The 24578-nt window shown below is 63.5% G+C and carries 24 protein-coding genes and 2 tRNA genes; 12 read left to right on the top strand and 14 right to left on the bottom strand.

Features of this window, described 5'->3' with window-relative positions; genetic code table 11:
- Positions 1-54 precede the first annotated feature (54 nt).
- Both BM282_RS09045 and BM282_RS09040 read right to left on the bottom strand, forming a co-directional pair.
- Complete coding sequence (locus tag BM282_RS09045; RefSeq protein WP_089879689.1) at positions 55-525, bottom strand: FKBP-type peptidyl-prolyl cis-trans isomerase; 471 nt, start codon at positions 523-525, stop codon at positions 55-57.
- Between the two features lie 214 nt (positions 526-739).
- Positions 740-811: transfer RNA gene (locus BM282_RS09040), tRNA-Thr, on the bottom strand.
- A 235-nt stretch (positions 812-1046) separates the two neighbouring features.
- On the opposite strand from BM282_RS09040, the gene BM282_RS18155 reads away from it, so the two are divergent.
- Positions 1047-1295 (top strand): hypothetical protein, encoded by a 249-nt coding sequence (locus BM282_RS18155; RefSeq protein ID WP_139229705.1) that lies wholly within the window; start codon positions 1047-1049, stop codon positions 1293-1295.
- A 2-nt stretch (positions 1296-1297) separates the two neighbouring features.
- Entirely contained in the window at positions 1298-1663 is a 366-nt protein-coding gene (locus BM282_RS09035; protein WP_089879687.1) for a hypothetical protein, read from the top strand.
- Positions 1664-1677: 14 nt separating this feature from the next.
- Here the strand turns inward: BM282_RS09035 and BM282_RS09030 are convergent, their stop codons facing one another.
- Entirely contained in the window at positions 1678-2877 is a 1200-nt protein-coding gene (locus BM282_RS09030; protein ID WP_089879684.1) for a tyrosine-type recombinase/integrase, read from the bottom strand.
- A gap of 310 nt (positions 2878-3187) precedes the next feature.
- Positions 3188-3877, bottom strand: a complete 690-nt coding sequence (locus BM282_RS09020) for a DUF7114 family protein (protein ID WP_089879682.1) — start codon at positions 3875-3877, stop codon at positions 3188-3190.
- Positions 3878-3937: 60 nt separating this feature from the next.
- On the opposite strand from BM282_RS09020, the gene BM282_RS09015 reads away from it, so the two are divergent.
- Positions 3938-4639 carry an enoyl-CoA hydratase/isomerase family protein gene (locus tag BM282_RS09015; RefSeq protein WP_089879680.1) on the top strand — a complete coding sequence of 234 codons (702 nt, stop codon included), beginning with the start codon at positions 3938-3940 and terminating at the stop codon, positions 4637-4639.
- A 33-nt stretch (positions 4640-4672) separates the two neighbouring features.
- On the opposite strand, the gene BM282_RS09010 is transcribed toward BM282_RS09015, so the two are convergent.
- Positions 4673-5506 (bottom strand): NAD+ synthase, encoded by an 834-nt coding sequence (locus BM282_RS09010; RefSeq protein WP_089879678.1) that lies wholly within the window; start codon positions 5504-5506, stop codon positions 4673-4675.
- A 303-nt stretch (positions 5507-5809) separates the two neighbouring features.
- Here BM282_RS09010 and BM282_RS09005 point away from each other — a divergent pair.
- Positions 5810-5880: transfer RNA gene (locus BM282_RS09005), tRNA-Gly, on the top strand.
- Positions 5881-6139: 259 nt separating this feature from the next.
- Here BM282_RS09005 and BM282_RS09000 read toward each other — a convergent pair.
- The 6 genes from BM282_RS09000 to BM282_RS08980 form a co-directional block, all read right to left on the bottom strand.
- Positions 6140-7321 (bottom strand): tyrosine-type recombinase/integrase, encoded by a 1182-nt coding sequence (locus BM282_RS09000; protein ID WP_089879676.1) that lies wholly within the window; start codon positions 7319-7321, stop codon positions 6140-6142.
- Positions 7322-7592: 271 nt separating this feature from the next.
- Complete coding sequence (locus tag BM282_RS18150; RefSeq protein WP_139229703.1) at positions 7593-8183, bottom strand: hypothetical protein; 591 nt, start codon at positions 8181-8183, stop codon at positions 7593-7595.
- A 109-nt stretch (positions 8184-8292) separates the two neighbouring features.
- Complete coding sequence (locus tag BM282_RS08995) at positions 8293-8772, bottom strand: hypothetical protein (RefSeq protein ID WP_089879673.1); 480 nt, start codon at positions 8770-8772, stop codon at positions 8293-8295.
- Between the two features lie 72 nt (positions 8773-8844).
- Positions 8845-9573, bottom strand: a complete 729-nt coding sequence (locus BM282_RS08990) for an Nmad3 family putative nucleotide modification protein (protein ID WP_089879670.1) — start codon at positions 9571-9573, stop codon at positions 8845-8847.
- 46 nt (positions 9574-9619) lie between these two features.
- Positions 9620-9949 carry a DUF7577 domain-containing protein gene (locus BM282_RS08985; RefSeq protein ID WP_089879667.1) on the bottom strand — a complete coding sequence of 110 codons (330 nt, stop codon included), beginning with the start codon at positions 9947-9949 and terminating at the stop codon, positions 9620-9622.
- A gap of 113 nt (positions 9950-10062) precedes the next feature.
- Entirely contained in the window at positions 10063-10995 is a 933-nt protein-coding gene (locus tag BM282_RS08980; RefSeq protein ID WP_089879664.1) for an acyltransferase, read from the bottom strand.
- A 171-nt stretch (positions 10996-11166) separates the two neighbouring features.
- Between BM282_RS08980 and BM282_RS08975 the strand changes: the two genes are divergently transcribed.
- Positions 11167-12459: a glycoside hydrolase family 68 protein gene (locus BM282_RS08975; protein WP_089881075.1), complete on the top strand. Its 1293-nt coding sequence runs from the start codon at positions 11167-11169 to the stop codon at positions 12457-12459.
- Here BM282_RS08975 and BM282_RS08970 read toward each other — a convergent pair.
- The gene (locus tag BM282_RS08970; protein ID WP_089879661.1) at positions 12453-14633 is read right to left on the bottom strand and encodes a GH32 C-terminal domain-containing protein; all 2181 of its coding nucleotides are present in this window, start codon (positions 14631-14633) and stop codon (positions 12453-12455) included. The two genes, BM282_RS08975 and BM282_RS08970, sit on opposite strands and share 7 nt — an antisense overlap.
- 137 nt (positions 14634-14770) lie before the next feature.
- Here BM282_RS08970 and BM282_RS08965 point away from each other — a divergent pair, with 137 nt between their 5' ends.
- The 6 genes from BM282_RS08965 to BM282_RS08945 all read left to right on the top strand — a co-directional run bounded on the left by BM282_RS08965 (position 14771) and on the right by BM282_RS08945 (position 20450).
- Positions 14771-15664 carry an alkaline phosphatase family protein gene (locus BM282_RS08965; protein ID WP_089879658.1) on the top strand — a complete coding sequence of 298 codons (894 nt, stop codon included), beginning with the start codon at positions 14771-14773 and terminating at the stop codon, positions 15662-15664.
- 54 nt (positions 15665-15718) lie between these two features.
- Entirely contained in the window at positions 15719-16795 is a 1077-nt protein-coding gene (locus tag BM282_RS08960) for an aldo/keto reductase (protein ID WP_089879655.1), read from the top strand.
- A 1-nt stretch (position 16796) separates the two neighbouring features.
- A complete protein-coding gene (locus BM282_RS18500; RefSeq protein WP_175501457.1) occupies positions 16797-16970 on the top strand; it encodes a hypothetical protein in 174 nt (57 codons plus the stop codon).
- Positions 16971-17021: 51 nt separating this feature from the next.
- Complete coding sequence (locus BM282_RS08955; RefSeq protein ID WP_089879651.1) at positions 17022-17420, top strand: SHOCT domain-containing protein; 399 nt, start codon at positions 17022-17024, stop codon at positions 17418-17420.
- Positions 17421-17468: 48 nt separating this feature from the next.
- A complete protein-coding gene (locus BM282_RS08950; protein WP_089879647.1) occupies positions 17469-18251 on the top strand; it encodes a GHMP family kinase ATP-binding protein in 783 nt (260 codons plus the stop codon).
- A gap of 915 nt (positions 18252-19166) precedes the next feature.
- Positions 19167-20450, top strand: a complete 1284-nt coding sequence (locus tag BM282_RS08945; protein ID WP_089879644.1) for an L-lactate MFS transporter — start codon at positions 19167-19169, stop codon at positions 20448-20450.
- Positions 20451-20476: 26 nt separating this feature from the next.
- Here BM282_RS08945 and BM282_RS08940 read toward each other — a convergent pair whose 3' ends face one another.
- The gene (locus tag BM282_RS08940; protein ID WP_089879641.1) at positions 20477-22009 is read right to left on the bottom strand and encodes a heme-binding protein; all 1533 of its coding nucleotides are present in this window, start codon (positions 22007-22009) and stop codon (positions 20477-20479) included.
- 133 nt (positions 22010-22142) lie between these two features.
- Here BM282_RS08940 and BM282_RS08935 point away from each other — a divergent pair, with 133 nt between their 5' ends.
- A complete protein-coding gene (locus tag BM282_RS08935; RefSeq protein WP_089879638.1) occupies positions 22143-22667 on the top strand; it encodes a PadR family transcriptional regulator in 525 nt (174 codons plus the stop codon).
- Between the two features lie 50 nt (positions 22668-22717).
- Here the strand turns inward: BM282_RS08935 and BM282_RS08930 are convergent, their stop codons facing one another.
- The gene (locus BM282_RS08930; protein ID WP_089879635.1) at positions 22718-24532 is read right to left on the bottom strand and encodes a site-2 protease family protein; all 1815 of its coding nucleotides are present in this window, start codon (positions 24530-24532) and stop codon (positions 22718-22720) included.
- Between the last annotated feature and the right edge of the window lie 46 nt (positions 24533-24578).

Raw genomic sequence — 24578 nt, 5'->3', positions numbered from 1 at the left:
CGGCGCGTGGGTAAGAGTAGGGGCCGCGGGACACGCCCCCGAGAAATCGCAACCTTAGCTGATGTCGACGACTTCCACGTCGAACACCAGCGTCTCGCCCGCGAGTCGGGGGTTGAAGTCCGCGCGGGTGACTTCGTCGTCGACGTGAGTGATCTGGCCGTGTCGGCCGTTGTTCGCTTCGAGGAACGCGCCCTCCTCGGGCGTCTCGCCGCCGAGCATCTCTCGGAGTTCCTCGGTGGAGTACTCCTGCACGTTCGCCTCGTCCCACTCGCCGTAGCCCTTCTCCGGCGGGATGGTGAGCGTCGCCGTCTCTCCTTCCGCCAGTCCTTCGAGGCCTTCTTCCATCCCTTCGATGACCTCGCCCGTACCGAGTTCGACCGTCAGCGGGGCGAACTCGCGGTCCGGTTGCGCTTCGGTCAGTCCGGCCTCTTCTGCGACCGACTCGCGCGTCGTGTCGAAGACCGTGCCGTCTTCCAGTTTACCCGTGTACTCGAACGTCACCGCGTCGCCGGTAGTTGCTGTCATACTGGGACGGTGCGTCTGTACACTGAAAAGGGGTGGCATCGAGTCGTTCACCGCGAGCGACAGTCCGTTCGTCGCCTCGGAAGTGAGAGCAGTCGCTCAGAAGACGAGTTCGGAAAAAGCCTAGGCCGGGATTTGAACTCACTCGCAAATCGGAGATTTGCTCGCTGCTCAAATCCGGTTACGGCTTCTGCTCGCCACGATGTTCTTCGCAGAAAGCCTAGGCCGGGATTTGAACCCGGGCTCTCGTCCTTACCAAGGACGCGCTTTACCGCTAAGCTACCCAGGCAGGTATGAGCCGTTCTACGGCCATTTCCCGCTTCTGCATTCCGAATTTACTAACCTGACGTATATATATGTGGTGAATCGCATCGGTTGTGTCTGAAGGTAACACACGAAATCGTTGAGAACTGGTTTCTCTTCGGTAATCCCACCTCGATGAATTGAAGCACAATAGTTAGAAACGCCCTCCAGAACCAGTTTCTACAACAGACTTATCAATATTGTTGCCATATATTCAACTAATGTCGCTTGGAGAAACACTTGAGGACGCTAATGAGATTATCACCTTACTAGCCCTTTTTCCTATCATGTTTGGATTATTAGCGTTCGTCAATAACATTGATAACTCAAATTTCGATGCAATAGGTCAGTTTGAATCACTAATCACCGGAATGGCACACGTACTAGTACCTAGTGTCGGTACTATCGTCGCAGTAATCATACTGGGGTTGTTGCTCTGGGTATTCCGCAACGGCGGACAGGGGTGGTGAAAATGGGAATTCGCAACAGGATAACTGAGTCCATCAATGGGTTCGCCAAACAGTTTGGGATAATCATGCTAGCCGCGGCGATAGTTTCCTACCTCCAACTAAACGGTGATGTCGGGATTATTGACTTTGGAACTTTGTGGTGGGGGTTGTACGAATCTGCTATCAATTCGCCCGTGACTCAGATGGGAATACTGGCTACAACAGTTCTTCTAGGATTTAAACTAGCCGGAGGTATCATAATAGAGATATTTGATAAAATAAAAAAAGTGGTAATAGGGTTAGTAGCAGTCCTCATAACCGGACATCTCTTGGGATTCGACATGATGGGACTTTTGAATTCCCTCATGCCGCTATTGGGGAGATTCTAAGCCGACTGGCCAATTCACCAGATTTGTTCCACCGCCGTGGACCGCATTTCCGGGTCGGAGTGTAGGTATTTCATCGTCGTCGTCACGCTCTTGTGGCGAAGTTGCTCCTTGGCGTGGTGAGGACCGATGTGGTTCGCCCAATGCGTCGCGACACCGTGTCGAATCGAGTACCACGTGACATCCTTGTGTTCTGGAATCGGGACGTTACCAGCCTCGATGAGTCGATTCAGTAGATAGTTACAGGATTTGGAACTGTAGGGTGTCGCTTTCTTCGTCAACCAGAGTTCGTCTCGGTCTTGGTATTTGTCGTAGGTAGCTCGTTCATCGAGCCATCGACGTAGCACCTTCACAGTCCGGTTCTTCAACGTGCAGTTCCAGTATTCGGTGTTCTTCGTCGACTCTTCTTTGGGGATGTTCAGCTCGTGCGATTCGAGATTCACCCAATCAACCGTCGCTCGCCCCACCTCGATGGGTCGAAGCCCCGTATCGAGGGTGACGGCGATAAGCGAGGGTGTTTTCCACGAGTTCGCGTTCTTGAACTCTTCAGCCCCGATTTTCTCTTTCGGCACGCCCTCACTCTGCGCAAGGTACGTCTTGATTCGGTCGCGCTCCTCGGGAGTCATCGACGAACTGTGATAGCTCTTGACCGAGTCGAAGTCTAACGCGGCCTTGTAAAGCGACCGAAACGCCGCTCGATGAAGGAAATCACGCTCGTCTCCGTTTGCTTGGCTCAACTCGACGTCCGGGTCCCACTCCCAATCTGTCCCGTGGACGTGGTTGTGGTACTTGAAGAACCGCTTGATGACCTTCACGTGGTGGAGGACGCTCGAATCAATCATCCCATCCGACATATTCAACAGATGGATGAACCGTTCGGCTTTTGCTGGAGTTAGGTCCGTAGTGTACTCCTCCTCGTAGTCCCACAGCCAGCGGAACACGGTTTCGAGCTTGTAATGAGTCGACTGGAGTGTACTATCTGCTAATCCGTCACCCTTCTCTGGATTCTTACCGTAGTTGGCGAACCACGTCAGAACCTCCTCTTTGAAGTCCTCGTAGTCCCCGAGCATGTTGACGCCGAACTTGTCCAGGTCATCCTTGGTACGTTTACTTACGAGCGGGAACGAAAATTCGACCTCAGAGGTAGCCGGTGGTAGAACCTCAGTGTCTTCGACGCTCGATGAAGGGATATTGTCGAGCGGGTCACCGTGGTTCATACGCTCACCTCATCACTTGCGGGAAACGTCTCGGTTGTAGAACTAATCGTCGTACAGGAGCCTGTTTGTGTCTTAGCGTTATCGTACACTTGGGTACACCTTCTTTCGAGTTGAGAGAAGGCGGAAAATGGGGTGTTAGAGCCTGTAGCCGTCGGTTAAGCAAACGGCGTTGAACCGTCGCTCTCGCCCTTACCAAGGACGCGCTTTACCGCTAAGCTACCCAGGCACGCATACTGTCGTTGTCTGGATTCGTCTTTAGGCGTTTCGATTCGGTGACGCCGCGTCACCGAGTTTCACGGCACGAGGGTGCTCATCGGTCCGTGGCCGAAGACGGGACGCGGTCGTCCGTCTGGGCGGTGACCGACAGCGACGCGATGCGTTCGGTCGTCGTGTCGGAGAACGCCGTCGACGCCGGTTGGAGTCGGTTATCGCCGTCGGACTCGCGGGCGAGTTCGGCGGCGTAGTCGAGGAGTGCGGGCGGGGCGTCGCCGCCGACGGCGGAGGTTCCGGCGACGACGGCGAGCGCGAAGACGTCTGCTTCGAGGTTTCGGTCGAGTCCGTCCGCGGCCTCCGGGTCGCGTGCGAGCGTCTGGTCGCGTCCGAACGCGCGGACGACTTCGACCGCTCGTTCGGCGGCGTCGGTTCGCGCGAGGACGTAGAACCCGCGAGAGACGAGGACGTCGGCGGCGAGAATGTCGAGGTCACCCTCGATGTCGCTGTCGTCGGCCTCCTCGCTCGCGAGCCACGGTTCCGTCTCGGCCAGCGTTCGCGTGAGTCTGAGACCTTCGTAGATGAGTTGGACGCCCGCGGCGCGTTCGGCGATGCCGTCCGCGTCCGGGTCTACACCGGGGTCGAGTGCGCGCGCACTCAGGACGGTCAGCACCCCTGGCGTCATCGAGGCGTCATCGAGGCGGTCGAACAACACCTCACGGAGGCGGTCTGGCTCGATATCGTCGAGCGCCTCTCGTGCGGCATTACGGGCCCGCACGGCGTCGTCCATTAGCCGAGAGTTACGGCGGGAAGGGCAAAGACCTTTGGAAAACGGGTAGCACAGACGCGCATGATTCGAACGACGGCGGACGGGTCGGTGCGCACCGTCACGCTCGACCGGCCGGACCGACGGAACGCGTTGCGCCCCGCTGACCTCGACGACCTGGCGACCGCCGTGACCGACGTCGACCCCGAAGAGACGCCCGTCGTCTACCTCCGCGGGGCGGGCGGGAACTTCTGCGCGGGCGCGGACTTAGACAGCGTCTCCGAGGTCGCAGACCCGGAAGCGTTCGCGCGGCGGGGTCAACGGGCGGCGAACGCCATCGCCGACTCCCCCGCCGTCGTCGTCGCGGGCGTGGACGGCGCGGCCCGCGGCGGCGGCGTCGAGATGGCGCTGGCGTGCGACCTGCGCGTCGCGACGCCGACGGCGACGTTCGCCGAACCGGGCGTCGAGTTCGGACTGTTCGGCGCGTGGGGCGGCACCGTTCGCCTCCCGCGAGTCGTCGGCGAGGGCGAGGCGATGGACCTCGCGCTCTCCGGACGGGTCGTCGACGCCGACGAAGCCCTCCGGATGGGGCTGGTCTCCCGTGTCGCCGACGACCCGCGGCACGTCGCAGAAGAGATAGCGCGGAACCGTCCGGATGCACTCGGCGTCGTGAAGGAGCGACTCCGAGACGACGGGAGCGACGAGGCGCGCGAAACCGCGGAGGCGGAGGCGTTCGCTCGTCTTCACGAGCGCTACGTCGACGATATCAGACGCTCGCGGGAGTGACAGGCGGAAGAAGGCGGAGTGGCGACCGGAGCGTTACAGGTCGAGCGGTTCCGGTGCGGGCGGCATGTGGCGCTTGTGCTCGCTCTTCTCGTACAGTTCGACCGCGCGGTCGACCTGCGATTCGGTCACGCCGAGGTGGTCTATCGTGGCCGACTTCGAGAGGGGGCCGTCGACGTGGAGCGCGAGGATGGCGTCCAGAGTGTCGTAGTCCATGCCCATCTCCTCCTCGTCGGTCTGCCCCGACCACATCTCGGCGGAGGGCGTCTTCGTCACGAGGTCGTCGGGGACGCCGACGTGCGCGGCCAGTTGGCGGACCTGCTGTTTGTAGAGGTTGCCGATGGGGTTGCAGTCGACCGCCTGGTCGCCGTACTTCGTGAAGTAGCCCGAGAGCGCTTCGGCGCGGTTGCCCGTGCCGAGGACGACTTTCCCCTCGTGGTTGGCGACGAAGTAGTTGAGGACGCCGCGGAGGCGGACGTAGACGTTTCCCGCGGCCATCTTGTCGTCCGCCGCCTCGGGGAACGTGTCGAACACCGTCTCGGCGATGGGCTGAATCTCGACGACGTCGTACTCGATTCCCAACTCCTGGGCGACGCGTTCGGCGTCACTCATGTTCTCCTCGGTGTTGACCACGCTCGGCATCACCAGGCCGTGGAGGTTCTCCGGACCGAACGCTTCGGCGGCCAGGTAGGCGACCGTCGTGCTGTCGATGCCGCCCGACAGACCCAATACCGCGCCGTCGGCACCGGCGTCGTCGACCACGTCGCGGAGGAACTGGAGGATGTGCTGGTGCGTCCGTTCCAGTTCGTCGTCCGAGAGGCGAAGGTCCAACGGGGCGGTGTCGGCGAGAATCGTGGGTTCCGAACTCATGCGAGATGGTTACGCGCCGGAGAACTAATAGGCACCCTTCGGCGCGTTTCTATGGACGCGCGTCCAGTTTCGTCGGGAGCGAGTCGGCCGAAGTCTGCGAAACGCTACGTTCAAGTGCAGTCGGGGGGTTAGGTTGAGGTGCGCGGTGCGAACGAGGTGAGCGCCAGTGGTCGAGCAAGCGAAGCGCGGTCGACCCAGAAGCGCGAGTGAAACGAAGCGCGCCGGTGGTCCAATGGTAGGACATTAGATTCCCAACACATAACCCGTGTGGGAAAGTTAGCTTACCACGACTACGGTCACCAAGCGCCGATGGTCCAATGGTAGGACTCGGGCTTCCCAAGCCCGCGGTCCGGGTTCAATTCCCGGTCGGCGCACTTACAACTTCTCAAATTTTGCTTGAAAACAATAGTTTGCTTGTATTTTGACCAAATGGCATTTGGGCAAAATATACTAGATTGATGAGAGAGGTTAGTTGTTCGTGGAGATGGTAACCGGTCGCTACAAACCGAGTTCGCCTTCTATTTCAGACACGAGTTCGTCTTTCAGCGCCTCCATTACCTCGGTTCTCGCCGCTGGACTATCGAGGATCTGTTTCACTACATCAACGCCACGGTCGGCCTTCTCTTGGTCGCCTCATTTCTTGCTTATCCACAGACGGTTCTCTATCTCGGCTTCCATGCGTTCGGTGTCGTGGGAGAGGGCGAGACCGCACGAAGGACAGTAAGACGCTTTGATGAGTTCAGAGATGGGAGTGCCGCACGCCGGGCAGTTCTCGAACAACTGATGGTCATCCTCGTCGTCCTCTGGATTCAGTCCGTAGTGCGCTTCGATGTCCCGCGCCTTCGTCTTGTCGCGCAGACTCCCGTATCGCTGGAGTTGCGGGGAGTCCTCGCTCCATCCGACCATGTACTTAATCCACTGGTCCGAGAGGCCGTCTCGAATCATGCGGCGGATCGCGGTGTGGCGCAGACGGTGAGTCTGTGCTTTAGATTGGTTAATACCCGCGCGTTCACATGCTCGTTTGAGTAGTTTCGTGAACCCAGAAGGTCCGAGGGGGTCGCCGAGGTCGTACTCGGGGCCGCTCCGGGCACACACGAATAGGGCGGCGTCTGGGTCCACGTCAGGATATGTCGGATGCTGGTCGAGCCAGCGTCCGATGTACGGAGCACTCCACAGAAGAGGCCGATAGCCTTCTGCTCCTTTGAGCCCGATAGCTTTCGGATTGAGATGGAACCCTCCTCTGTTTCCATTGATTGTCACGTCTTCCGCACGGATGCTCGCCATAGCCGCGAGGCGCTGCCCCGTGGCGAGCCACATGGCGATGATAGCGGAGTCTCGACCGTCGGTCATGGCGAACAGGCGACTCGTCTCGTCCGAGGTGAAACAGTCTTCCTCGGTGATTTTGCCGTCGGAGGGCTGACCGACTTTTATATCCTCGTTCCACTCTCGACCGAGATGGTTGAGGAACACGCTCACGGAACGACGGAGGTTACCGACGTAGCTATCGGAGTACCCACCATCTGGTGCGTTCGGGTTGCTCCCGTCGCTGATGCCTTGGAAGAACTCGGTGTGGTCGGAGTGGTATGGGGTGTGTTCCCATTCGGTGATTGGCTTCTCGGTGAGTTCGGCGACTCGCTTCAGGTTAGTGAGAAGAGTTTTCTGCGTACTCGGTTCGTAACCGCCGGTCGTCTCCCGCAGTCCGTAGAGCGCGAGTATGGCCTGTTTGTCCCTGTCGTCGATTTCGGCTTGTTTGAGTAAGGAGAGAGCCTTCTCCTTTTTGTCCTCGTACCCTTTCGGGTCGTTGATGTCCACCATCGGCTTCAGGAGGATTCGTGGGTAAATTAAGTTAACTGCCCTAGATAGTCGATAGCTTTCAAGCTAATAGTCTGAGTTCGATTCCCGGCCGGCGCATTTTCTCACGGGACCAGACGAAGAGTCGAAGTCACCAAGCTATAGTTAACGAAGCGACCCTGACCAGAAGGAGTGAATCAGCGAGTGAACAGAGCGAGCGTAATTCGGGTTTTCTGCCAACAGATCGCTTTTCACTTGTGAGGTTAGCATCACTAATCCAAACATAGCAAAACTATTATAGAAGATGTTTTTTGAATCTGTCTGGCAACTCTAGATGAGGTGCTTGATCAATGAAAGTAGCCAACTTAGTATTATAACTGGAATGGTCTGGATCAACGGTACCTTCAACAATAGTGGTTTCTGGCTTCTCAAAATCAAGAACCTCCCAAGGCTTAGCATCAGGCCACCAAAGCGTGGGTCTATCAAAGCTGGGTTGCTTTGCGCTAAAAAACGTGAACGGTGAAAATTGTGTTACGAATCTTAAATCACCTTTTTTGTATGCTTCATTTACAGGATCCGGATGCTGAATTCCTAACGCGACCTTCGACGGTTTTAGAATATCAACTAACTCGGGTTCGACGTAAGATATTCTTTTGACAAGTTCTCTCAGGAATCTGTCAAAGTCTGGTATGCTAAATATCTGGTGAGCATCCTGTAAGCTATTATATCCCTCTAAAAATAGTTTTATGTGTACCTCCATTTTTGTTTTTCCGCCAAATTCTCCATCATGTCTTAGGAACGGTTTTGCGATCTCGGTGCTGTGCTCGGCCCGTACTCTCCACTTCTTGTACTCATTGATCGACTTCACACCGTGGCTTGTTACCATGCCTACACTACTACAGGACCCCAGATATACACCAATGATGGCACTGATAGCAATTAAGTTTGAATTTTAGTTAAATTTGCGAGATATAAATTATGTCTCAGAAGACATATTACGACTCCGTCTCCGTCGTCGTCGCCTCGGTACACACGTCGGGTTGGTGTTCGACCCACAGACCCAGTCCCGCGCCGTCGTTCACGCGCGCTTCGAGACCGTAGCAGTCGAGGTCGCTCTCGGCCGTGCTGAACGTCTTCCACTCCTGTCTGTCGTCGACGCGGAAGTAGACCCGATAGGCCCCTTCGCCCGTCTCGTCCACCCACGGCCCGTCGACGTTCGTCGTGGTCAACTCCCCTGCCGCGCCCGGCAGGTCGTACGACGACCAGAACACCACCTCGTCGCCGCGTTCGACGAGGACGTGGACCACGTGTGCCTCCTCGTGTCGGTTCAAGAGACGAACGTAGCCTAAACTGGCGGTGTCGTCCGGTCGGTCGTTCTGTGCGTTGACTCCTCCACACCCCGCGAGCGCCGCGATACCCGCCACGCTCGCCCCGAGGAAGCGACGGCGAGAGAGCGGCGAACCCCCTTCGTCCATGCCTGCGACTCTCTCGGCATCGGTCAAAAACGTTCGCGTCCGTGAGTGTCTCGTTCGGTAGATAGAACGCGCTCAGTCGAGGTACGGCCCGAACGCCCGTGAGTCGAGGACCGCGAGGAGTTCGGCCGTCGCGTCGGCGTCGAATCGGAGGACGCGACGCCACCACGGTCCCTTTCCGGAGTCGTTCGAGAGGTCCGTGACGAGTCGGTTCGCGTCCGCGCCCGCCTCCGGCGACGAGAGCGGAACGACTCGGTCGAACAACCCGGAGCGGTCGGTTCCGGCGACGAGCACCCGCGCGTCGAACGTCTCGCGTTTCACGTGCGCGTTGTTCGCGAAACGGGCGCGTTCGTCCGCCGAGAGCGACTCGTAGTCCTCGCCGGTGACGACGACGTCCACCTCCAAACCGCCGACAAGGTACGCACCCCAGTCGGGAGCGAGGTAGTCCGCGGCCGAGGCGGCGTCGCCATGGTAGTCCAGCGTCGCGTAGAAGAACAGCCAGTCGCCGGGGTCGAGCGTCGAGATGGGGCCGGCTTTGACGCCGTGGTCGTCGCCGTAGGTGTCGCGTTCGCAGTAGGGGTACGACGAGAACTCCGGGTCGAGGTGGACCGGGGCGTCGCGGACGGCCTCGGGAATCTCGACGGGCGGGTCGAGGTCGGCGTACGTCGGAACCGACGCGTCCCGTCGCGTGGGTTCGCGTTCGGGGATGGGGACGTACGCAAACGTGCCGTCGGCGTAGACGGGTCCGCGGACGCCCGGGAGCGTCGAGTTAGCGGCGACGTTGACGGCGATCGCTCTGGTCACGGCGCTCCGGTCGGTCTCCGCGCGTCTTCGGGCGTGCGTTCGCGTCTCACGCGAGTCGGTTCGTGCAGTTCCAACACCGGTCGAAGACGCGGTCCGGTTCGTTCATCGTCCCGCAGTGCGGACAGTACCGGCCCTCGGTCGAACTCTCGGGCCGGTCGGACGCCGCGGTCCGCGAGGAGACGGCGACGCCCGGCCGTCCTACCAGCCCGCCGTTGTCCGTCCCCTGTGCGACCGGTCCGTCGGGGCGGTCGTCTCGCTCTCGGAACACGCCGTCGTAGCCCACTTCGTCGCCGCTGTTCAGGAGATACCGATACACCAGTAGCTGGAGTATCGCGAGCCCGATGGCGTAGACGAGGATCCATCCCCACGGCTCCATACTGTGACATTGGCTACCAAACTACTTTATCGTTCGGGCGAGGTCGAAACGCGGGCGAAGAGGGCGTCAGCCGTCGCGTTCGCGTCTCCGTCGGTGTCGGAGTCTGTCGCGAGTCAGTCGTCCGCGTCGGCGTTCGGCGCGTCCGGGTCGTCCGGCGGGGTGAGCGTCCGTTGGAACTCGTCGAAGGCGTCGAGGCCCTCGGGGAGGTCGTACGGAATCTCACGCTCGTCTTGGCGGTTGACGAGGCGGTCACGCTTCGGGTCGGCGACGGACTCCCACCCGGGTTTGACGCGGATGGTCTTCGCGGGCGTCCCGGCGACGATGTGGTGCTTCGGAACGTCGCCTTGCACGACCGAACGCGCGCCGACGACGCTGTTCTCGCCGACGCGAATGCCCGCGCGAACCATCGCGTCGTAGGTGACGCGAGCGTCGTCCTCAACGACGGTGTGGAAGTTGCGAATCGCCGTCTGGTCGACCACGTCGTGGTCGTGGCTGTACAGGTGGACGCCGTCAGAGATGGAGACGCGGTCGCCGATAGTGAGTTTCCCCCGGTCGTCGAGGTGGACGTCGTCGTGAATCACGGTGTTGTCGCCGACGGAGATGTTGTGACCGTACGTGAACGTGATTCCCTTGAAGAACCGGCAGCCCTCGCCGCACTCGTCGAACAGGTGGTTCGCGAGCATCTGCCGGAACCGGAGCGCGAAGTGGATGTTGTCGGCCATCGGCGTGGCGTCGAACTGTCGCCAGAGCCACTGGAGGTACTTCGACTCCGTGAATCGAGACTCGTCTTTCTCGGCGTAGTACTCCGACTCCAGCGTCGCGTTACACGGGTCGTACCCCTGCAGTCGGACGCGTTCTGCCGCCGAGAGGTCCTCGCCGGACTGCCAGCGTTCGTACGCCTCTCGGTCGCCATGAAGGTCGACGAGCGTCTGGGTGACCACCTCGCACGTATCCTCCTCGGAGGACAGTCGGTCGTCCACCTCGTCGATGAACGCTCGGACGTTCCGTTCCGCCTCCGCGGGGAGAGAGACGTGGACTTTCGTCATGGGATTCGCGTTCGTCCCCGACGAACTAATCCGTTCGGTTGTGTGTGCCTATCGAGTAACCGCACCGAGACGTTCGGAAGTGCGTCGTACCGTCCCGAACCGAGTCACTACACTCGTAGTAAAGAGTCCGAGACCGACGAACACTTTACACAGTTCGCGGAAGGGTGGTGTATGAGCGAACACGAACGCCGAGACGACGACCGGTCGGCGTGGACGCGCGGTCACGCCGCGGGCCTCCGACGAGACGACGCGAACGTCGCACCCATCATCTACCCACCTGAGGCGAAGGTGGACGACGAACTGCACATCTGGGACACGTGGTGGCTCCGGAACCGCGACGGGACGCCCGCCGAAGTCGGTGGGTATCGCGTCGTCGTCGCCCTCACCGCGTCCTCGGAACTCCTTCCCGGCAAGCGCCACGACGTGGCGACGCTCCGCTACTTCTACTCCGAAGACGGGAAGCACTGGGAGACGGGGGGGCGCGTGTTCGAGGACGGAGGCGCACTCGGCTCTCGGCAGTGGGCGGGCTCTGCGCTCTACGACGACGGTGACCTCTACTTCTACTACACGGCCGCCGGAGACCGAGACGAGTCGGAACTCTCCTACACGCAACACCTCGCAGTCGCCGAGGGCGGGAGCCTCACCGCCGACGACGACGGCGTCCACGTCGAGGGGCCGTGGGACCACTCCTCGCTCCTGCGACCGGACGGCGAGTGGTACGAGAGAGAAGACCAGAGCCGTGGGATGATATACACGTTCCGCGACCCGTGGTTCTTCGAAGACCCCGAGTCGGGCGAGACGTACCTCCTGTTCGAGGCGAACAGTCCGGTCCCCGAGGGCTCCGACGCCTGCGGCGGCGACGCTCACCAACAGGAGTTCAACGGGAGCGTCGGCATCGCTCGCTCGCCGACGGGCGACCCGACCGACTTCGAACTCCGGCCGCCGCTCTTGGACGCCGTCTGCGTGAATCAGGAACTCGAACGCCCGCATCTGGTCGTCCGCGACGGCACCTACTACCTGTTCATCTCCAGTCACCACCACACGTTCGCGCCCGGCATCGAGGGCTACGACGCGCTGTACGGGTTCGCCGCGGACGACTTGCGAGGCGACTACGAACCGCTGAACGGCCACGGGATGGTCCTCACCAACCCGCAGAACGCGCCGTTCCAAGCGTACTCGTGGCTGGCGTACGACCACGGCGACGAACTCCTCGTCACCTCCTTTTTCAACTACTTCGACTACGACCGCCCGTCGATGGACGACGTCGCTCTCCTGCCCGAAGACGAGCAGATGCGGCGCTTCGGCGGGACGTTCGCACCGACGGTCAGAATCCTCCTCGACGGGACGGAGACGCGAATCCGCGGCGAACTCGAACACGGCCACCTCCCCCTCGCCCGCGAGTCGCTTCCGGCGGACTGGTGGGAGGGCGACGCCGAACGCGACCCGCGCGGCTACGGCTACTGAGTCGGCCGCGACGACTCGCCCGCCGGGAACACCGCGTCTATCTCCCACGCGTCCACGGACGACAGTTCCACGCCGCCGCCGACGGCCCGGAGCGAGACGCCGTCCGCGTCCGCGCGCGTCGGGTAGACGCGACTCGTCAGGCACCGACGCTCGTTCGCGAATAGTTCGACGACCGACCCGTCGACGAACGCGCGGAGCGACAGCGAGTCGCCCGCCACCGGCATCGTCTGCTCGTCGGTGTCCGGAACCCGGTCCAAAGCGCTCTGTGACCGGTCGACCGTCACGGCGTCGCCGTCGTACCGGACCACCGTTCGCTCGTTGCCCGCGGGCGACTCGAACAGGCCGAGTTCGAACGTCGCGTCGGCGTCGACGGCAACCTCGACGGCGAGTTCGTAGGCGTTGCCCGAGAGGGCGAGCGTCCGCGACTCCCCAGGCGCGAGCGTGAAAGCCCCCGTCCCGACGTGTCGCGCGCGGAGGTCCGTCAGTTCCGCGGCGGGGCGTTGGCGGAGTTCGCCGTCTTCGACCGACAGTTCGCGCGGGACGGTGAGGAGGCCGGACCACCCGGCGTGCCACTGCGCCTCCACGTCCCGGGCTTCGGGTACCCATCCCCACGTGAGGATGCGGCCGTCGTCCGCCTCGGTGGACTGCGGCGCGTAGTAGTTCCCGTAGTCGAGGCGTTCGCGGTGCTCCACCTCGAACGATGGGTCCGACAGCGACGCCGTGCCGAGGAAGTACTCGACGTGGCTGTAGTTCGAGACGTGTAACACCTGTTTCTCGCCGAAGTCGAGGAGTTCGGGGCACTCCCAGACGACGCCGTGGCCCTCCCAGTCGCCGACGAGAAGCGGACCCACGTACTCCCAGTCGCGGAGGTTCTCCCCGCGATAGAGGAGGGCCGCACCGCCAGTGTCGGCGACGCCCGCGCCGATGAGGTGGTACCACGTTCCGTCCCGACGCCAGATGTTGTGGTCGCGGAACTCCGCGCGCCAGTCGTCCGTCTCCAAGAGGTCGATGTCCTCGGACGGCGCGGCGACGAGGGGGTTGTCGTCGTGTTTCGTCCACGTGTCGAGCGTCGCGTCGTCGGCCGTCGCGAGACACGGCAGTTGGTCGCGGTCGCGACCCCCGGTGTAGACGAGCGTCGGCGTCCCATCGTCGTCGACGACGGCGCATCCCGACCAGACGCCGTCTCTGTCCGGGCCGTCGGGGTCGGGCGTGAGGGCGACGGGGTTGTCCTCCCAGTGGAGCAAGTCGTCGCTCGTCGCGTGTCCCCAGTGAATCGTGCCGTGGAACGGCCCGCCGGGGTTGTACTGATAGAAGACGTGGTACGTCCCCTCGTGTTGGATAATTCCGTTGGGGTCGTTCAGCCAGTGGGCGGGCGGTGCGAAGTGGTAGTGCGGCCGTCGGTGGTCGCCCGCGAGTTCGCGCCGCATCGCGTCGAACCCCGTCGTCTCGTCCGGTCGGTCGCTGAAAGTCGGACGGCGCCCGGCGTCGCCACCGAGGAGTGCGAGGGCGTTGCGGACGATTCGTCGCTGCGCGTCGGCCATCTCGTAGTCCGCGTGAGGGAGGAACGCCACCTCGGAACCGAGACCGTACGCGTCGCCGACGCCGTCCGCTCCGACGTCCCAGGCGAAGACCGTCTTCTGGGCGACGTGGAACTCCTCGGCGCGTATCGTGGAGGCGACGACGTCGCCCGACGCGGGCAGGACGCGTTCGTACCGCGCGTACGGTCGGGTCACGTCCGCCGGTTGCGTGTGGAGTTCGCGGAGCGGGAACCCCTCGAACAGCGGGTGGTCGTCGTACAGTCGCTTCTTGATGAAACCGCTCGGCTCCGACGGCGTCTCGACGCCGACGGCGTCTGGTTCCACGTCGTCGATACCGAACGGGCCGACGGCCGAGAGCGCGTGAAGCGACAGGAGGAGTCCGCGGCCGGCGTCGAAGAAGCGGGAGAGTTCGTCGGCGCAGGCGGCCGCCTCCTCGCGGACGCGTTCGTCGAGCGGTGTGTCACGGTGCCACCACGCGACGTCGTAGTCGGCGAGCGAAGCGGTGCCGTCGGCGACGGCGGACAGAGAGACGTCCGAGACGTCGGCGACGCTCTCGCACCACTCGCGGGCGGCGCGCTGTTCGTCAGTCAGGTCGGCCGCGCGGAGGAACGCGACGCTGACCGGCAGGTCGTCCATCGCTCTCGCGTTCACGACGCGTCGGTATCAACGCGCGGATTCGGGCGAGTGCGACGAGACCGTTCGTTGCGCCGTCACGTCCAGCGGTGCGTCCCCGAGACACGCAGATTTATACAGGTCACATCTAACTCAGGCGTATGGCTCTCACGGTCTTCGCCCTCGACGCACTCGATGCGGCCTTGGTCGACCGCTTCGGGTTGGACGGACTCACGCTGGAGACGAGCGGCGAGTTGGGAACGTACGCACACACCAAGGACGTGCCCCTGACGCCCGAGGTGTGGGCCACCGTCGCGACCGGCCTCTCCCCCGACGAACACGGCGTCAGCGGCGCTGAAGTGACCACGTGGGGAAATCCGGTGCTCGAACTGGCCTCGAAGTTCACGGCCGCGCTCCCCAACTCCACGCGGAAACTGTTGGGCGACGTCGCACGCGACGCCACGGGCGACCGAGACGAAATCGGCGTAACGGACGCCGAGTCGGTGTTCGACCTCCCCGGCGCCGTCGTCCGTAACTGGCCGGGCGTGACCGCCGACGAGGACCTGCGGAACGTCTGGGACCTCATGAGCGAGGCGAACGACGGCCTCGGGAAAGCGCCGTTCGAGCGCCGACTGTACGGCGTCGCCGCCGAGCAGTTCGGCTGGGCCAGAGAGATGCTGAACCACGACGTCTCGCTCGCGGGCGTCCACGTCCACACCCCCGACGCGGCGGGCCACATGTACGCCGAAGACGAGGCGTCGCTCGAAGCCTCGTACCGCCGAGTCGAGGGGTTCGTCGAAGAACACCTCGCGGCGATGGGCGAAGACGACGAACTCCTCCTGTTGAGCGACCACGGGATGCAGACGGCGTTCCTCGGCGACGACGAACCGGGGGCCCACTCGTTCCGCGCGTTCGTCGCCTCGACGACTGACACCGTTCCGAGCGACGTGTACGACGTGGCCGAGTGGATCAGAGCGCACACGCACGAGAGCAACGAGGGTGACGAGGCTCTGAACGTCCCCGAACAACAGCTCAAAGACCTCGGGTACATCTGACCGTTCGACTCTCGAACCGTTCGGGCTAAGTGAGCCGACTCCCAAGCCAGAGACATGAACTACCGGACGCTGGGCGGTTCCGACGTGGAGGTCAGCGAAGTCGGCTTCGGTGCGTGGGTCGTCGGCACCGACTGGTGGGGCGACCGGACGACGCAGGACTCTATCGACCTCATCCACCACGCCATCGAAGAGGGTATCACGTACTTCGACACCGGCGACGTGTACGGCCACGGCGAGAGCGAGAGAGTCGTCGGCGAGGCCGTCTCCGAGTACCGCGACGAGGTGACGCTCGCGACGAAAGTCGGCTACGACTTCTACAACAACCCGCAGGCGGGCCACGGCGAACTCCCGAAGGAGATGACGGGCGAGTGGGTCAGGTCAGCGACCGAGAAGAGCCTCGACCGCCTCGGCGTCGACCACGTGGAACTGCTCCAACTCCACAACGCGAACGTCGACGAGGTGGACGAGGACGTCCTGGAAGCGCTCGACGAACTGAGAGAGGAGGGCCTCGTCGACGCCGTCGGGTGGGCGCTCGGCCCCTCTATCGGCTGGCTGGCCGAGGGCGACATGGCCATCACAGAGGAGTTCGACTCGGTGCAACTCGTCTGGAACCTCTTCGAACAGGAGGTCGGCGAACACTTCTTAGAGACAATCGAGCACACTGGCTCCTCGACGAGTCTCGTCCCTCGCGTCCCGCACTCCTCGGGCCTCCTGAACGAACAGGTGACGCCCGAGACGGGACACGACTTGGACGACCACCGCGGCTTCCGGCCCGACGCCTGGTACGAGACCGGATGGGAGAAGTTGGAGACGCTCCGGTTCTTAGAGCGGGAGGGAGAGCGAACGATGGGACAGGCCGCCATCGCGTTCCTCCTCAGCCACGACGCCGTCGCGACGGTGACGCCGACGTTCCACACGAAGGCGGACATCACCGAGTGGGCCGCCGCCAGCGACGTGCCGAAACTCACGGACGAGGAACTGACGCGCGTGAAGGACCTGTACGCGGACAACTTCGGCATCGAACGCGACGACGGGATGGACTCGCTTCGCTCCTCCGTCGACGGCGACGACATCGCCGCCGCCGGTATCGACAAACGGCCCTCCGCGGGGCCGCGAAACTCCGCGGACTGAGATGAGAAAGAGAACGACGTTCGTCGGACTGACCGCCGTCGTCCACGTCGCGCTGGCGGCGTGGATTCGGCGCGACGCGGGCCGGCGCGGAATCGACCCCTCGCCGTGGGACGCCGTGGCTCTCGTCGGCGGCGTTCTCGGCGTCGTCGGCTACCGGCGGTCACGCGAGAACTGACCGACGGCGACGACCGAACTGTTTTTTCAACCCGGTGATAACAATCGGACGATGCCGTTCACAGACGACGGATTCGACTTCGAGCGATTCGTCCGCGACCACCCGTGGGCGTTCTCGTTCGTCGTCGCCGCCCTCCTCGGACTGTTCGCGCTCGTCAACGGCGGGTCCGCCGTCGGTTCGTTCGTCTCCTTCTTTCTCGTCACCGCGCTCCTGACGCTCGCGTACGGCCGCTTCACCGACGACACCGAGTCGAGCAGAGGTCACAGAAGCGAACGTGGCGAGCAAACGCGCGTCGAGACGGAAGACGACCAAGCGCTCGCCCGCCTCCGAGAGCGATACGCCGAGGGGCGAATCGACGAGGAGGAGTTCGAGCGACGGGTGGAGACGTTGCTTCGGACGGAAGACGAGGAGACGACGCGCGAGACGTACCTCGAAGAACGAGCGTCCTAATCCACGGACGGCGGCACGCTTACCCGTCTCGGCCTCCTGCGTCGACCTATGCCGACAGCGTACGCACCCGGCAGCGTCACCACCGTCTTCGCACCCCGAGACGACGGCGAGGGCTCTTTCGGCGTCAGTTTCACCGTCGAAGACGGCGTCGGTGCGACGGTCGAACCCGCCGACGAGACGACCGTTCGACTCGACGGAGAACCGACCGAATTCGAACCCGTCGAGGGCGTCCTCGGTTCGCTCGGCGTCAGCGCCGCCGTGAGCCTCTCCGCCGACGTTCCCATCGGGTGTGGCTTCGGCGCGAGCGGCGCGGCGACGCTTTCGACGGCCCTCGCCGCCGACGCCGCCTTCGACCTCGGCCTGACGCGGGACGACGTCGTCGAAGCCGCACACCGCGCCGAAGTCGCCGCCGGAACCGGTCTGGGCGACGTCTTCGTCCAGGACCGCGGCGGCCTCGTCTGGAACACGGGCGACGGCAGAGAGCGGATGGACCGGACCGACCGCGTCGAGTACGTCTCGACGGGCGGTATCGCGACCGAGTCCGTGCTCGGCGACCCCGCGTCGATGCGGAAGGTGAAGACCGCCGGAACCGACGCACTCGCCGCGTTCGACCCCGACACGCCCCTGTCGAGGTGGTTCGAGACGGCGTGGACGTTCGCCGACCGAACCGGGTTGCCGACGGCGTCCGTGCGGGCGTCCGTCGACCGAGTACGCGAGGCGGGCGGGGCGGCGACGATGGCGATGGTCGGCGAGACGGTTCTGGCCGTCGGCGTCGACGGCGTCCTCGAACGAGAGACGCGAATCACGCCCGACGGCGCGTCCCTGCGCTGACGGCCGGCACGACCCTGTCCGTTCGAACGACCGCGTTCTCGGGGCTTCTCGGCGGGTATAACGACCGATTACGTTCCGGGAACGGTCGGCTTACCGAACGAAAGCGACGGTTTACCTCGCCACAATCGAATCATACCTAAGTAGTCACCAATCAGAGAGGAAACTGCGCAAAGCAGTCGGCGACGGCCGGCGGGTCGGCGCGCAGGTCGGACGGCGGAACTTCCGAAAACGGGAAGAATCCGTCGGCGACCGAACATGGTTGACGACTCCAGTTGCAGTCGGCAGCGGACGGTTGCGGGCGGTCCGAAGCGGTTCCAGTTGCAGTGCGGTTCGGCGGTAGGCACGCGGTGCGGTTCGGCGGTAGGCGCGGTAGGCATGCAGTGCGGTTCGGCGGTAGGCATGCAGTGCGGTTCGGCGGTAGGCACGCGGTGCGGTTCGGCGGTAGGCACGCGGTGCGGTTCGGCGGTAGGCACGCGGTGCGGTTCGGCGGTAGGCACGCGGTGCGGTTCGGCGGTAGGCACGCGGTGCGGTTCGGCGGTAGGCACGCGGTGCGGTTCGGTTCGATATTCTTACGCAGGTTCGAGCGCCCGAGAGACCCCTCCGTTTCCATTCGAAACCGCACGACGAGAGTTCGAGGATGCTGCAGTGGTAGTGTCTCCCTACGTGACTAGTCGGAGCGGAACTCACTTCGACTGTCGTGAACAGACCCCCGTTTCGTCGGGCGAGAGCGTCCTGAGTCGCGTACTGCTCTCGGCGACACCGAGTCGTACGAGTTCGCCGCCGAGGGCGTCGCCGCTTCGTCGGCACAGCTCTCACTTCAGTACAGAGTTAGCTATCGCTAACTTACGTTTGGAAAGCAGAGGTGGCCTCGTGGTAGAACAGTACTTAATCATCTTTGTACCGCTACGTCGGGTAATGTCCACGACAGAAGCCGACAAAAATCGGTGGCTGATCGCGCTGTCCGCAGTCGCCATTCACCTCTCCATCGGGAGCATCTACGCGTACAGTATCTATCAGATTCCGTTGAACGAGACGCAGGGGTGGAGCACGTCGAGCGTCACGCTGGCGTTCTCCATCGCCGTGTTCGTGCTCGGAATCACGGCGGCGTTCCTCGGGAAGTACGTCGAGAAGTACGGTCCGCGGAAGTCCGGTCTGGCCGCGGCCGTCCTGTACGGTCTCGGCATGGTCGGGTCGGGGCTCAGCGTCCAACTGGGCAGTCTCCCGCTGTTTCTCGCGACGTTCGGCGTCGTCGGCGGGATGGGTATCGGACTCGGCTATATCTCGCCCATCGGGACGCTCGTCGAGTGGTTCCCCGACAGACGCGGGATGGCGACGGGCCTCGCGGTCATGGGATTCGGGGCCGGTGCGCTGCTGACCGGACCGCTGGGGAACTTCCTCATCCAGAGCTTCGGCGTCGCGCCGGCGTTCTACGCGCTCGGAGCCCTCTATCTCGTCCTGATGGCGGCCGGGGCAAGCTACCTCGCCAAACCGCCGGAAGGCTGGCTCCCCGCCGGGATGGAGGACGAGGAGAACGCCCAGGAGAAGGCCAAGAGCGCGCTGTCGGGACTCACCAATCTCTCCGCGACCGAGGCGCGCACCTCCCCCCGGTTCTGGATGGTGTGGCTCATCATCTTCATCAACGTCTCGGCGGGCATCATGCTGCTCGCGTTCGCCTCGCCGATGCTGCAACAGATCGCCGGCGCGACGGCGACGACGGCCGCGTTCATCACCGGCTACATCGGCATCTTCAACGGCGGCGGGCGCATCTTCTGGTCGACGCTGTCGGACTACATCGGCCGGACGACGACGTACGCCGCGTTCATGGTCATCCAGATAGCCGCGTTCTTCGTGATGCCCGCGCTCACCGGTGTCTGGATACTCTCGGCAGCCATCTTCCTCGTCATCACCTGTTACGGTGGCGGGTTCGCCTGCCTCCCCGCGTACCTCAGTGACCTCTTCGGCACGGAGGACGTCAGCGCCATCCACGGCTACGCGCTGACGGCGTGGAGCGCCGCCGGCATCGCGGGGCCGCAACTCGCGTCGTTCGTCCTCGAGACGACGGGGAACTACACGACCGCACTGTACGTCGTGAACGGCGCTCTCGTCGTCGGCCTCGTGACGGTCCTCGCACTCCGCTGGCGCATCGGAAAGCTCCAGGAACAGGGCCCGGCGCGACGAACGGGCGCGACGAGCGACTGAGAGAGCCGCTCACTCCGTTCGCGGACCTACGCTAAGAACACGTGTCGCGGGCGGTCAGCGAGAACGTCGCGACCCCACTGGACCGTGTCGCGGAAGGCGTCCGAGCGGAAGAAGCCCATCGCGTCCTCGCGGGCGTCCCACTGGCTGGCGATGAACATGTCGTTCTCGTCTTCGGTGTTTACCATCAGGTCCGTGTCCTGGTGGCCGTCGATGTCCGAGAGGAGTTCTCCGACCGTCGCGAACTTCTCGACGAACTCCTCGCGGTAGTCGGGTTTGACCGTGTAGAACATCCCCATCGTCCCGAATCCGGACTCTTCACCCGCACGCGAGACGATTCCGGGGAGTTCCGAGAGGAACCCCGCCGCCGTCTCCGCGGCGGACTGCGTCTCCCAGATGCTCACGACGGCCGACCGGTCGCGCTCGTTCGCGGTGTAGACGGCCGTCTTGACGTGCGTGCCGTAGTGTTCGAAGTTGCCGCGCAGTCCCTCGACTTCCTCGAACAACTCGTCTGCATCCGCCTCGGAGTAGAGGACGGTGGCGTACACGTCCTCGCCGTGCGGCTTGCCCGCGTAGATGTTCAGGTCTTCGAGTTCGCCGCGAATGCTCTCGGTCTCGTCGCCCTCGCCGGAGTCGCCGTGCGGTGCGTCGCCGTGAGCGTGTCCGCTGCCGCCGCCGGCGGAGCCACCATGGCCGCCGCCACCGTGGGGAGAGTCGCCGTGCGCGTGGCCGTGTGCCGACCCGTGCGCGCCGTGTTCGGCGTGTGCGGAGTCTCCCTCGTCCGTCGGGACGGACTCGCCCGCGAGGTACGCGCCCAAGTCTGCGGGCGGGAACCGGCGTCCGACGTAGAACTCGCCGAACTCGCCGTACTTCGAGGACGCCTCGTCGAAGCGCATCTCGTAGACGATGTCTTTGATGTCCGTCGGGTCGTCGGCGAACAGCGTCACGCCCCACTCGTGGTCGTCGAAGCCGACGGAGGAGGCGATGACCTGCTTTATTTTCCCGGCGAACTCCCGGCCGGTGTCGCCGTGTTCGGACATCATCTCCGCGCGGTCGTCGAACGGCAGGTCGTACCAGTTGTGCGTCTCGCCGCGGCGCTTCGACATCGGATAGAACGAGACGTACTGGTCGTCGGGAATCTCGGGGTGGAGTTTCCCCTCCATGTACCGACGGAGACCCTCGTCGACGTCGGCGTCCTCGTCCTCGAAGTAGTCCTGCGAGACGTAGCCCGAAATCTCGGTGACAGAGACGTAGGAACTGGTCTGTTCGGTGAAGTTCGCGAGCGACGTTCGCTCGAACTGCCGTTCCGCGCGCGAGAGGTCGTCTAACGTCGGTCGGAAGTGGACGACGAGGAGGTCCGCTTTGTGTCCCAGGACGGAGAAGACGGCCGAGGCACCCTCGTCGGCGTCTTCGACGTTCTCGTGCGTGCGGAGGTACTCGACGCCCTCGCCGACGGCGCGGTCCCGTTCGTGTTCGGGCGCGGCGCGCCACGCGTCCCAGTCCACGGTTCTGAAGTCGTGCAGGACGAACCAACCCTCGTCGGTCGGTGGGGCTTCTGGCATGGGAGAGGGTTAGAATCCCTCCCGTATGGGAGTTGCGAGTCCGGTGCGTCGTTCGTGAACGAACCTGACGAACATGCAGAAATTCCCGCGACGACCGAAACCCTTTCACGGAGTGGATAGGAACTCACGTCCGATGCGGAAGAGTGGCCCCCCGAAGGGACTCATCTCGTACCTCGTGCTCGAACTCTTAGACGAGAAGCCGCGGTACGGCTACGAGATACTGAAGGAGATAAACGACATCAGCGGTGGCCACTGGGAGCCCTCCTACGGGTCCGTCTACCCCATCCTCTACAAGTTCGAGGACAAGGGCTGGACCACCCGAGTCGAACGCGAAGAAGAGTCGGACAGAAAGTACTTCGAACTCACGGACGCCGGCCGCGACGAACTCGCGGAGAAACGCCGCGATTCCGGGTCGAAAGCGGCCGACTTCGTCGACGTCATCCTCGGGTTCTACCACGTCTACGTCGCCTTCGCGACGGACGACCGGTTCGAGGTGGAGACGCCGGAGGGACTGTTCCGGTTCGACGAGACGTTCAGTTCGTGGATCATCGAACAGCTCATCCGACACCACGAGCGAGACTTCGGCACGTTCGAGCGAATCGACGCGACGCCCGAAGCGTTCTACGAGCGAGAAGGCGTCGAACCCGACGACGACTGACGCCGGAGGAGTCCGTCGCCCCTCGCCTCAGCCGCCGCCCGCCGCAGCGTCTAGCCGCCGAGAATCGTCGGCCCGAACACGAGCAACATGAGCGACAGCAGCATCGTCAGTCCGACGCCCGTCGTGATGGTTCGGACGACGGTGTACGGTTCGGACACCGGGAGGCGCGAGACGACCGCCTCCGTACTCGTCCGGAGGATGCGTCCGCCGTCCAGCGGGTAGCCGGGGATGCAGTTGAACATCGCCAGCTGGAGGTTTATCCACGCCATCCAGAAGCAGACGTTCGCGAGGAGGAACACCCCCGAACCGAGGAAGTCGAGCGGCCCCGCGATGCTGTAGAAGTTGGCGACGTTACCCGTGAAGCCCGGGAAGTTCGGGATACCGAGGACGAGCGACGCGAGAGGGAGGATGAGCGCGACGTAGACGGCGCTGAGCGGCGAGTCCGCGATAGCGCCGGAGATGCCGAGGGCGTCGGACCCGCCGTCGCCGCCGAGAAGGGCGACGTACGTGCCCGCGGGGTACGACTGCACGCCGAAGTCCGTGAGGAGGAGGCCGCTCGACCCGGGGAAGAGGTTGACGCCGAGGAAGCCACCGCCGTCGGAGGGGTTCTCGCCGAGCGTCACGTCGTACGTCCGCAGTTCGCCGTCGTCGTAGAGTTCGACCGGGACCGTCTCGCCGGGGCGCGTCCCGTCTAAGACGCGGTCGAGGTCGGTGGCGGACGCGACGCGTTCGCCGTCGATGGCCGTGACGATGACGCTCCCGTCTGTGGGTGCACCCGCACTGGCGAGCGGCCCGTCCTCGGCGACGCGAGTGATGTACGCGCCGACGGGGATGGTCACGTCGCCGCGAGAGGTGGTCACCGTGGCGAACCGGTCCTCGCCGACGGCTTCGACGAACCCGGTCTGGGTGTTCACGGGCGTCCCGTTCACCGCGGTGACGGCTATCGGGTCGTCACCGACCGAGAGGTTCGCCGGGTTTCCCGCGACGGACCCGGCGACGATGAGCGACCGCTCGACGGTGACCGTCCGCTCGTCGGGGTCTGCGGCGCTCTCACCGCCGTTGAGTTCGACTTCGACCGAGCGGTCGTCGGTCGACTGGAGCGCCGACTCCAGCGTCGTCTCGTTGTCGACGGCGACGCCGCCGACGGCCGTTATCCGGTCGCCCTGACCGATACCGGCGGCGGCGGCGGGCGACCCGTCGTACGACCCCGCGACGGCCATCCCGGGTGCGACGGCGATAGAACCGATGACGGGACCGAACAGGAGAGCGAACGCGACGATGGTGACCGCGAAGTTGTTCGTCACACCTGCGGCGAACATCCGCGACTTGCCGCCGCGGGAGGCGTTTCGCTGGCTCTCCTCGTCGGGTTCGACGAACGCCCCGAGCGGGATGATGGTGAACAGGAAGAGACCCATCGACTCGATGTCGATACCCTCGACGCGACAGAGGATGCCGTGACCCCCCTCGTGGACGACGAGTCCGACGAGGAGGCCGAGGACGATTTCGGGAGCCACCGAGAGCGGCAGGAAGTCGTTGACGCCCGGGATGACGAGGAAGTTCTGCGGCTGGTTGACCGCCGAGGGCGCGGGCGGGTTCCGGAGGATGAATATCCCCTGTACGAGGAGGAACAGGAACATCCCGACCATGATGACGAGTGCCGCACCGAGGCCGAGGTTGGTCCACGCTCGCCAGAACCGCTTGGGTCTCGCGACCCAGTCGATGAAGTCGCGCCCCCGTTTCGTGTGAACGGTCGTGAACGGACCTTGCACGCGAATCGACGACGGGAGGAGGCCGTATCGACGCAGGAGGAGGGCGACGAGAGAGTACGCCAGTAGACCGACGAGAACCCACAGTAGGGTGTTCATCGTCGGAAAGGAGGGGGTCAGCGCTGAAAGACGTTCGGGTTGCCGC

Origin of the sequence: Halogeometricum limi, from assembly GCF_900115785.1 — an archaeon.
In the GTDB taxonomy this organism is placed as follows: domain Archaea; phylum Halobacteriota; class Halobacteria; order Halobacteriales; family Haloferacaceae; genus Halogeometricum; species Halogeometricum limi.
This window is presented reverse-complemented; position numbering and strand designations above follow the sequence as displayed.

Bases quoted from the DNA above. Each gene is read 5' to 3' on its own strand.
- BM282_RS08985 (WP_089879667.1), bottom strand. From the start codon at position 9,949: ATGGAGCCGTGGGGATGGATCCTCGTCTACGCCATCGGGCTCGCGATA.
- BM282_RS08975 (WP_089881075.1), top strand. From the start codon at position 11,167: ATGAGCGAACACGAACGCCGAGACGACGACCGGTCGGCGTGGACGCGC.
- BM282_RS09035 (WP_089879687.1), top strand. From the start codon at position 1,298: ATGGGAATTCGCAACAGGATAACTGAGTCCATCAATGGGTTCGCCAAA.
- BM282_RS08980 (WP_089879664.1), bottom strand. From the start codon at position 10,995: ATGACGAAAGTCCACGTCTCTCTCCCCGCGGAGGCGGAACGGAACGTC.
- BM282_RS09020 (WP_089879682.1), bottom strand. From the start codon at position 3,877: ATGGACGACGCCGTGCGGGCCCGTAATGCCGCACGAGAGGCGCTCGAC.
- BM282_RS18500 (WP_175501457.1), top strand. From the start codon at position 16,797: ATGAGAAAGAGAACGACGTTCGTCGGACTGACCGCCGTCGTCCACGTC.
- BM282_RS08935 (WP_089879638.1), top strand. From the start codon at position 22,143: ATGCGGAAGAGTGGCCCCCCGAAGGGACTCATCTCGTACCTCGTGCTC.
- BM282_RS18155 (WP_139229705.1), top strand. From the start codon at position 1,047: ATGTCGCTTGGAGAAACACTTGAGGACGCTAATGAGATTATCACCTTA.
- BM282_RS08940 (WP_089879641.1), bottom strand. From the start codon at position 22,009: ATGCCAGAAGCCCCACCGACCGACGAGGGTTGGTTCGTCCTGCACGAC.
- BM282_RS08945 (WP_089879644.1), top strand. From the start codon at position 19,167: ATGTCCACGACAGAAGCCGACAAAAATCGGTGGCTGATCGCGCTGTCC.
- BM282_RS08960 (WP_089879655.1), top strand. From the start codon at position 15,719: ATGAACTACCGGACGCTGGGCGGTTCCGACGTGGAGGTCAGCGAAGTC.
- BM282_RS09015 (WP_089879680.1), top strand. From the start codon at position 3,938: ATGATTCGAACGACGGCGGACGGGTCGGTGCGCACCGTCACGCTCGAC.
- BM282_RS09010 (WP_089879678.1), bottom strand. From the start codon at position 5,506: ATGAGTTCGGAACCCACGATTCTCGCCGACACCGCCCCGTTGGACCTT.
- BM282_RS08965 (WP_089879658.1), top strand. From the start codon at position 14,771: ATGGCTCTCACGGTCTTCGCCCTCGACGCACTCGATGCGGCCTTGGTC.
- BM282_RS09045 (WP_089879689.1), bottom strand. From the start codon at position 525: ATGACAGCAACTACCGGCGACGCGGTGACGTTCGAGTACACGGGTAAA.
- BM282_RS09000 (WP_089879676.1), bottom strand. From the start codon at position 7,321: ATGGTGGACATCAACGACCCGAAAGGGTACGAGGACAAAAAGGAGAAG.
- BM282_RS09030 (WP_089879684.1), bottom strand. From the start codon at position 2,877: ATGAACCACGGTGACCCGCTCGACAATATCCCTTCATCGAGCGTCGAA.
- BM282_RS08995 (WP_089879673.1), bottom strand. From the start codon at position 8,772: ATGGACGAAGGGGGTTCGCCGCTCTCTCGCCGTCGCTTCCTCGGGGCG.
- BM282_RS08955 (WP_089879651.1), top strand. From the start codon at position 17,022: ATGCCGTTCACAGACGACGGATTCGACTTCGAGCGATTCGTCCGCGAC.
- BM282_RS08930 (WP_089879635.1), bottom strand. From the start codon at position 24,532: ATGAACACCCTACTGTGGGTTCTCGTCGGTCTACTGGCGTACTCTCTC.
- BM282_RS08970 (WP_089879661.1), bottom strand. From the start codon at position 14,633: ATGGACGACCTGCCGGTCAGCGTCGCGTTCCTCCGCGCGGCCGACCTG.
- BM282_RS08950 (WP_089879647.1), top strand. From the start codon at position 17,469: ATGCCGACAGCGTACGCACCCGGCAGCGTCACCACCGTCTTCGCACCC.
- BM282_RS18150 (WP_139229703.1), bottom strand. From the start codon at position 8,183: ATGGTAACAAGCCACGGTGTGAAGTCGATCAATGAGTACAAGAAGTGG.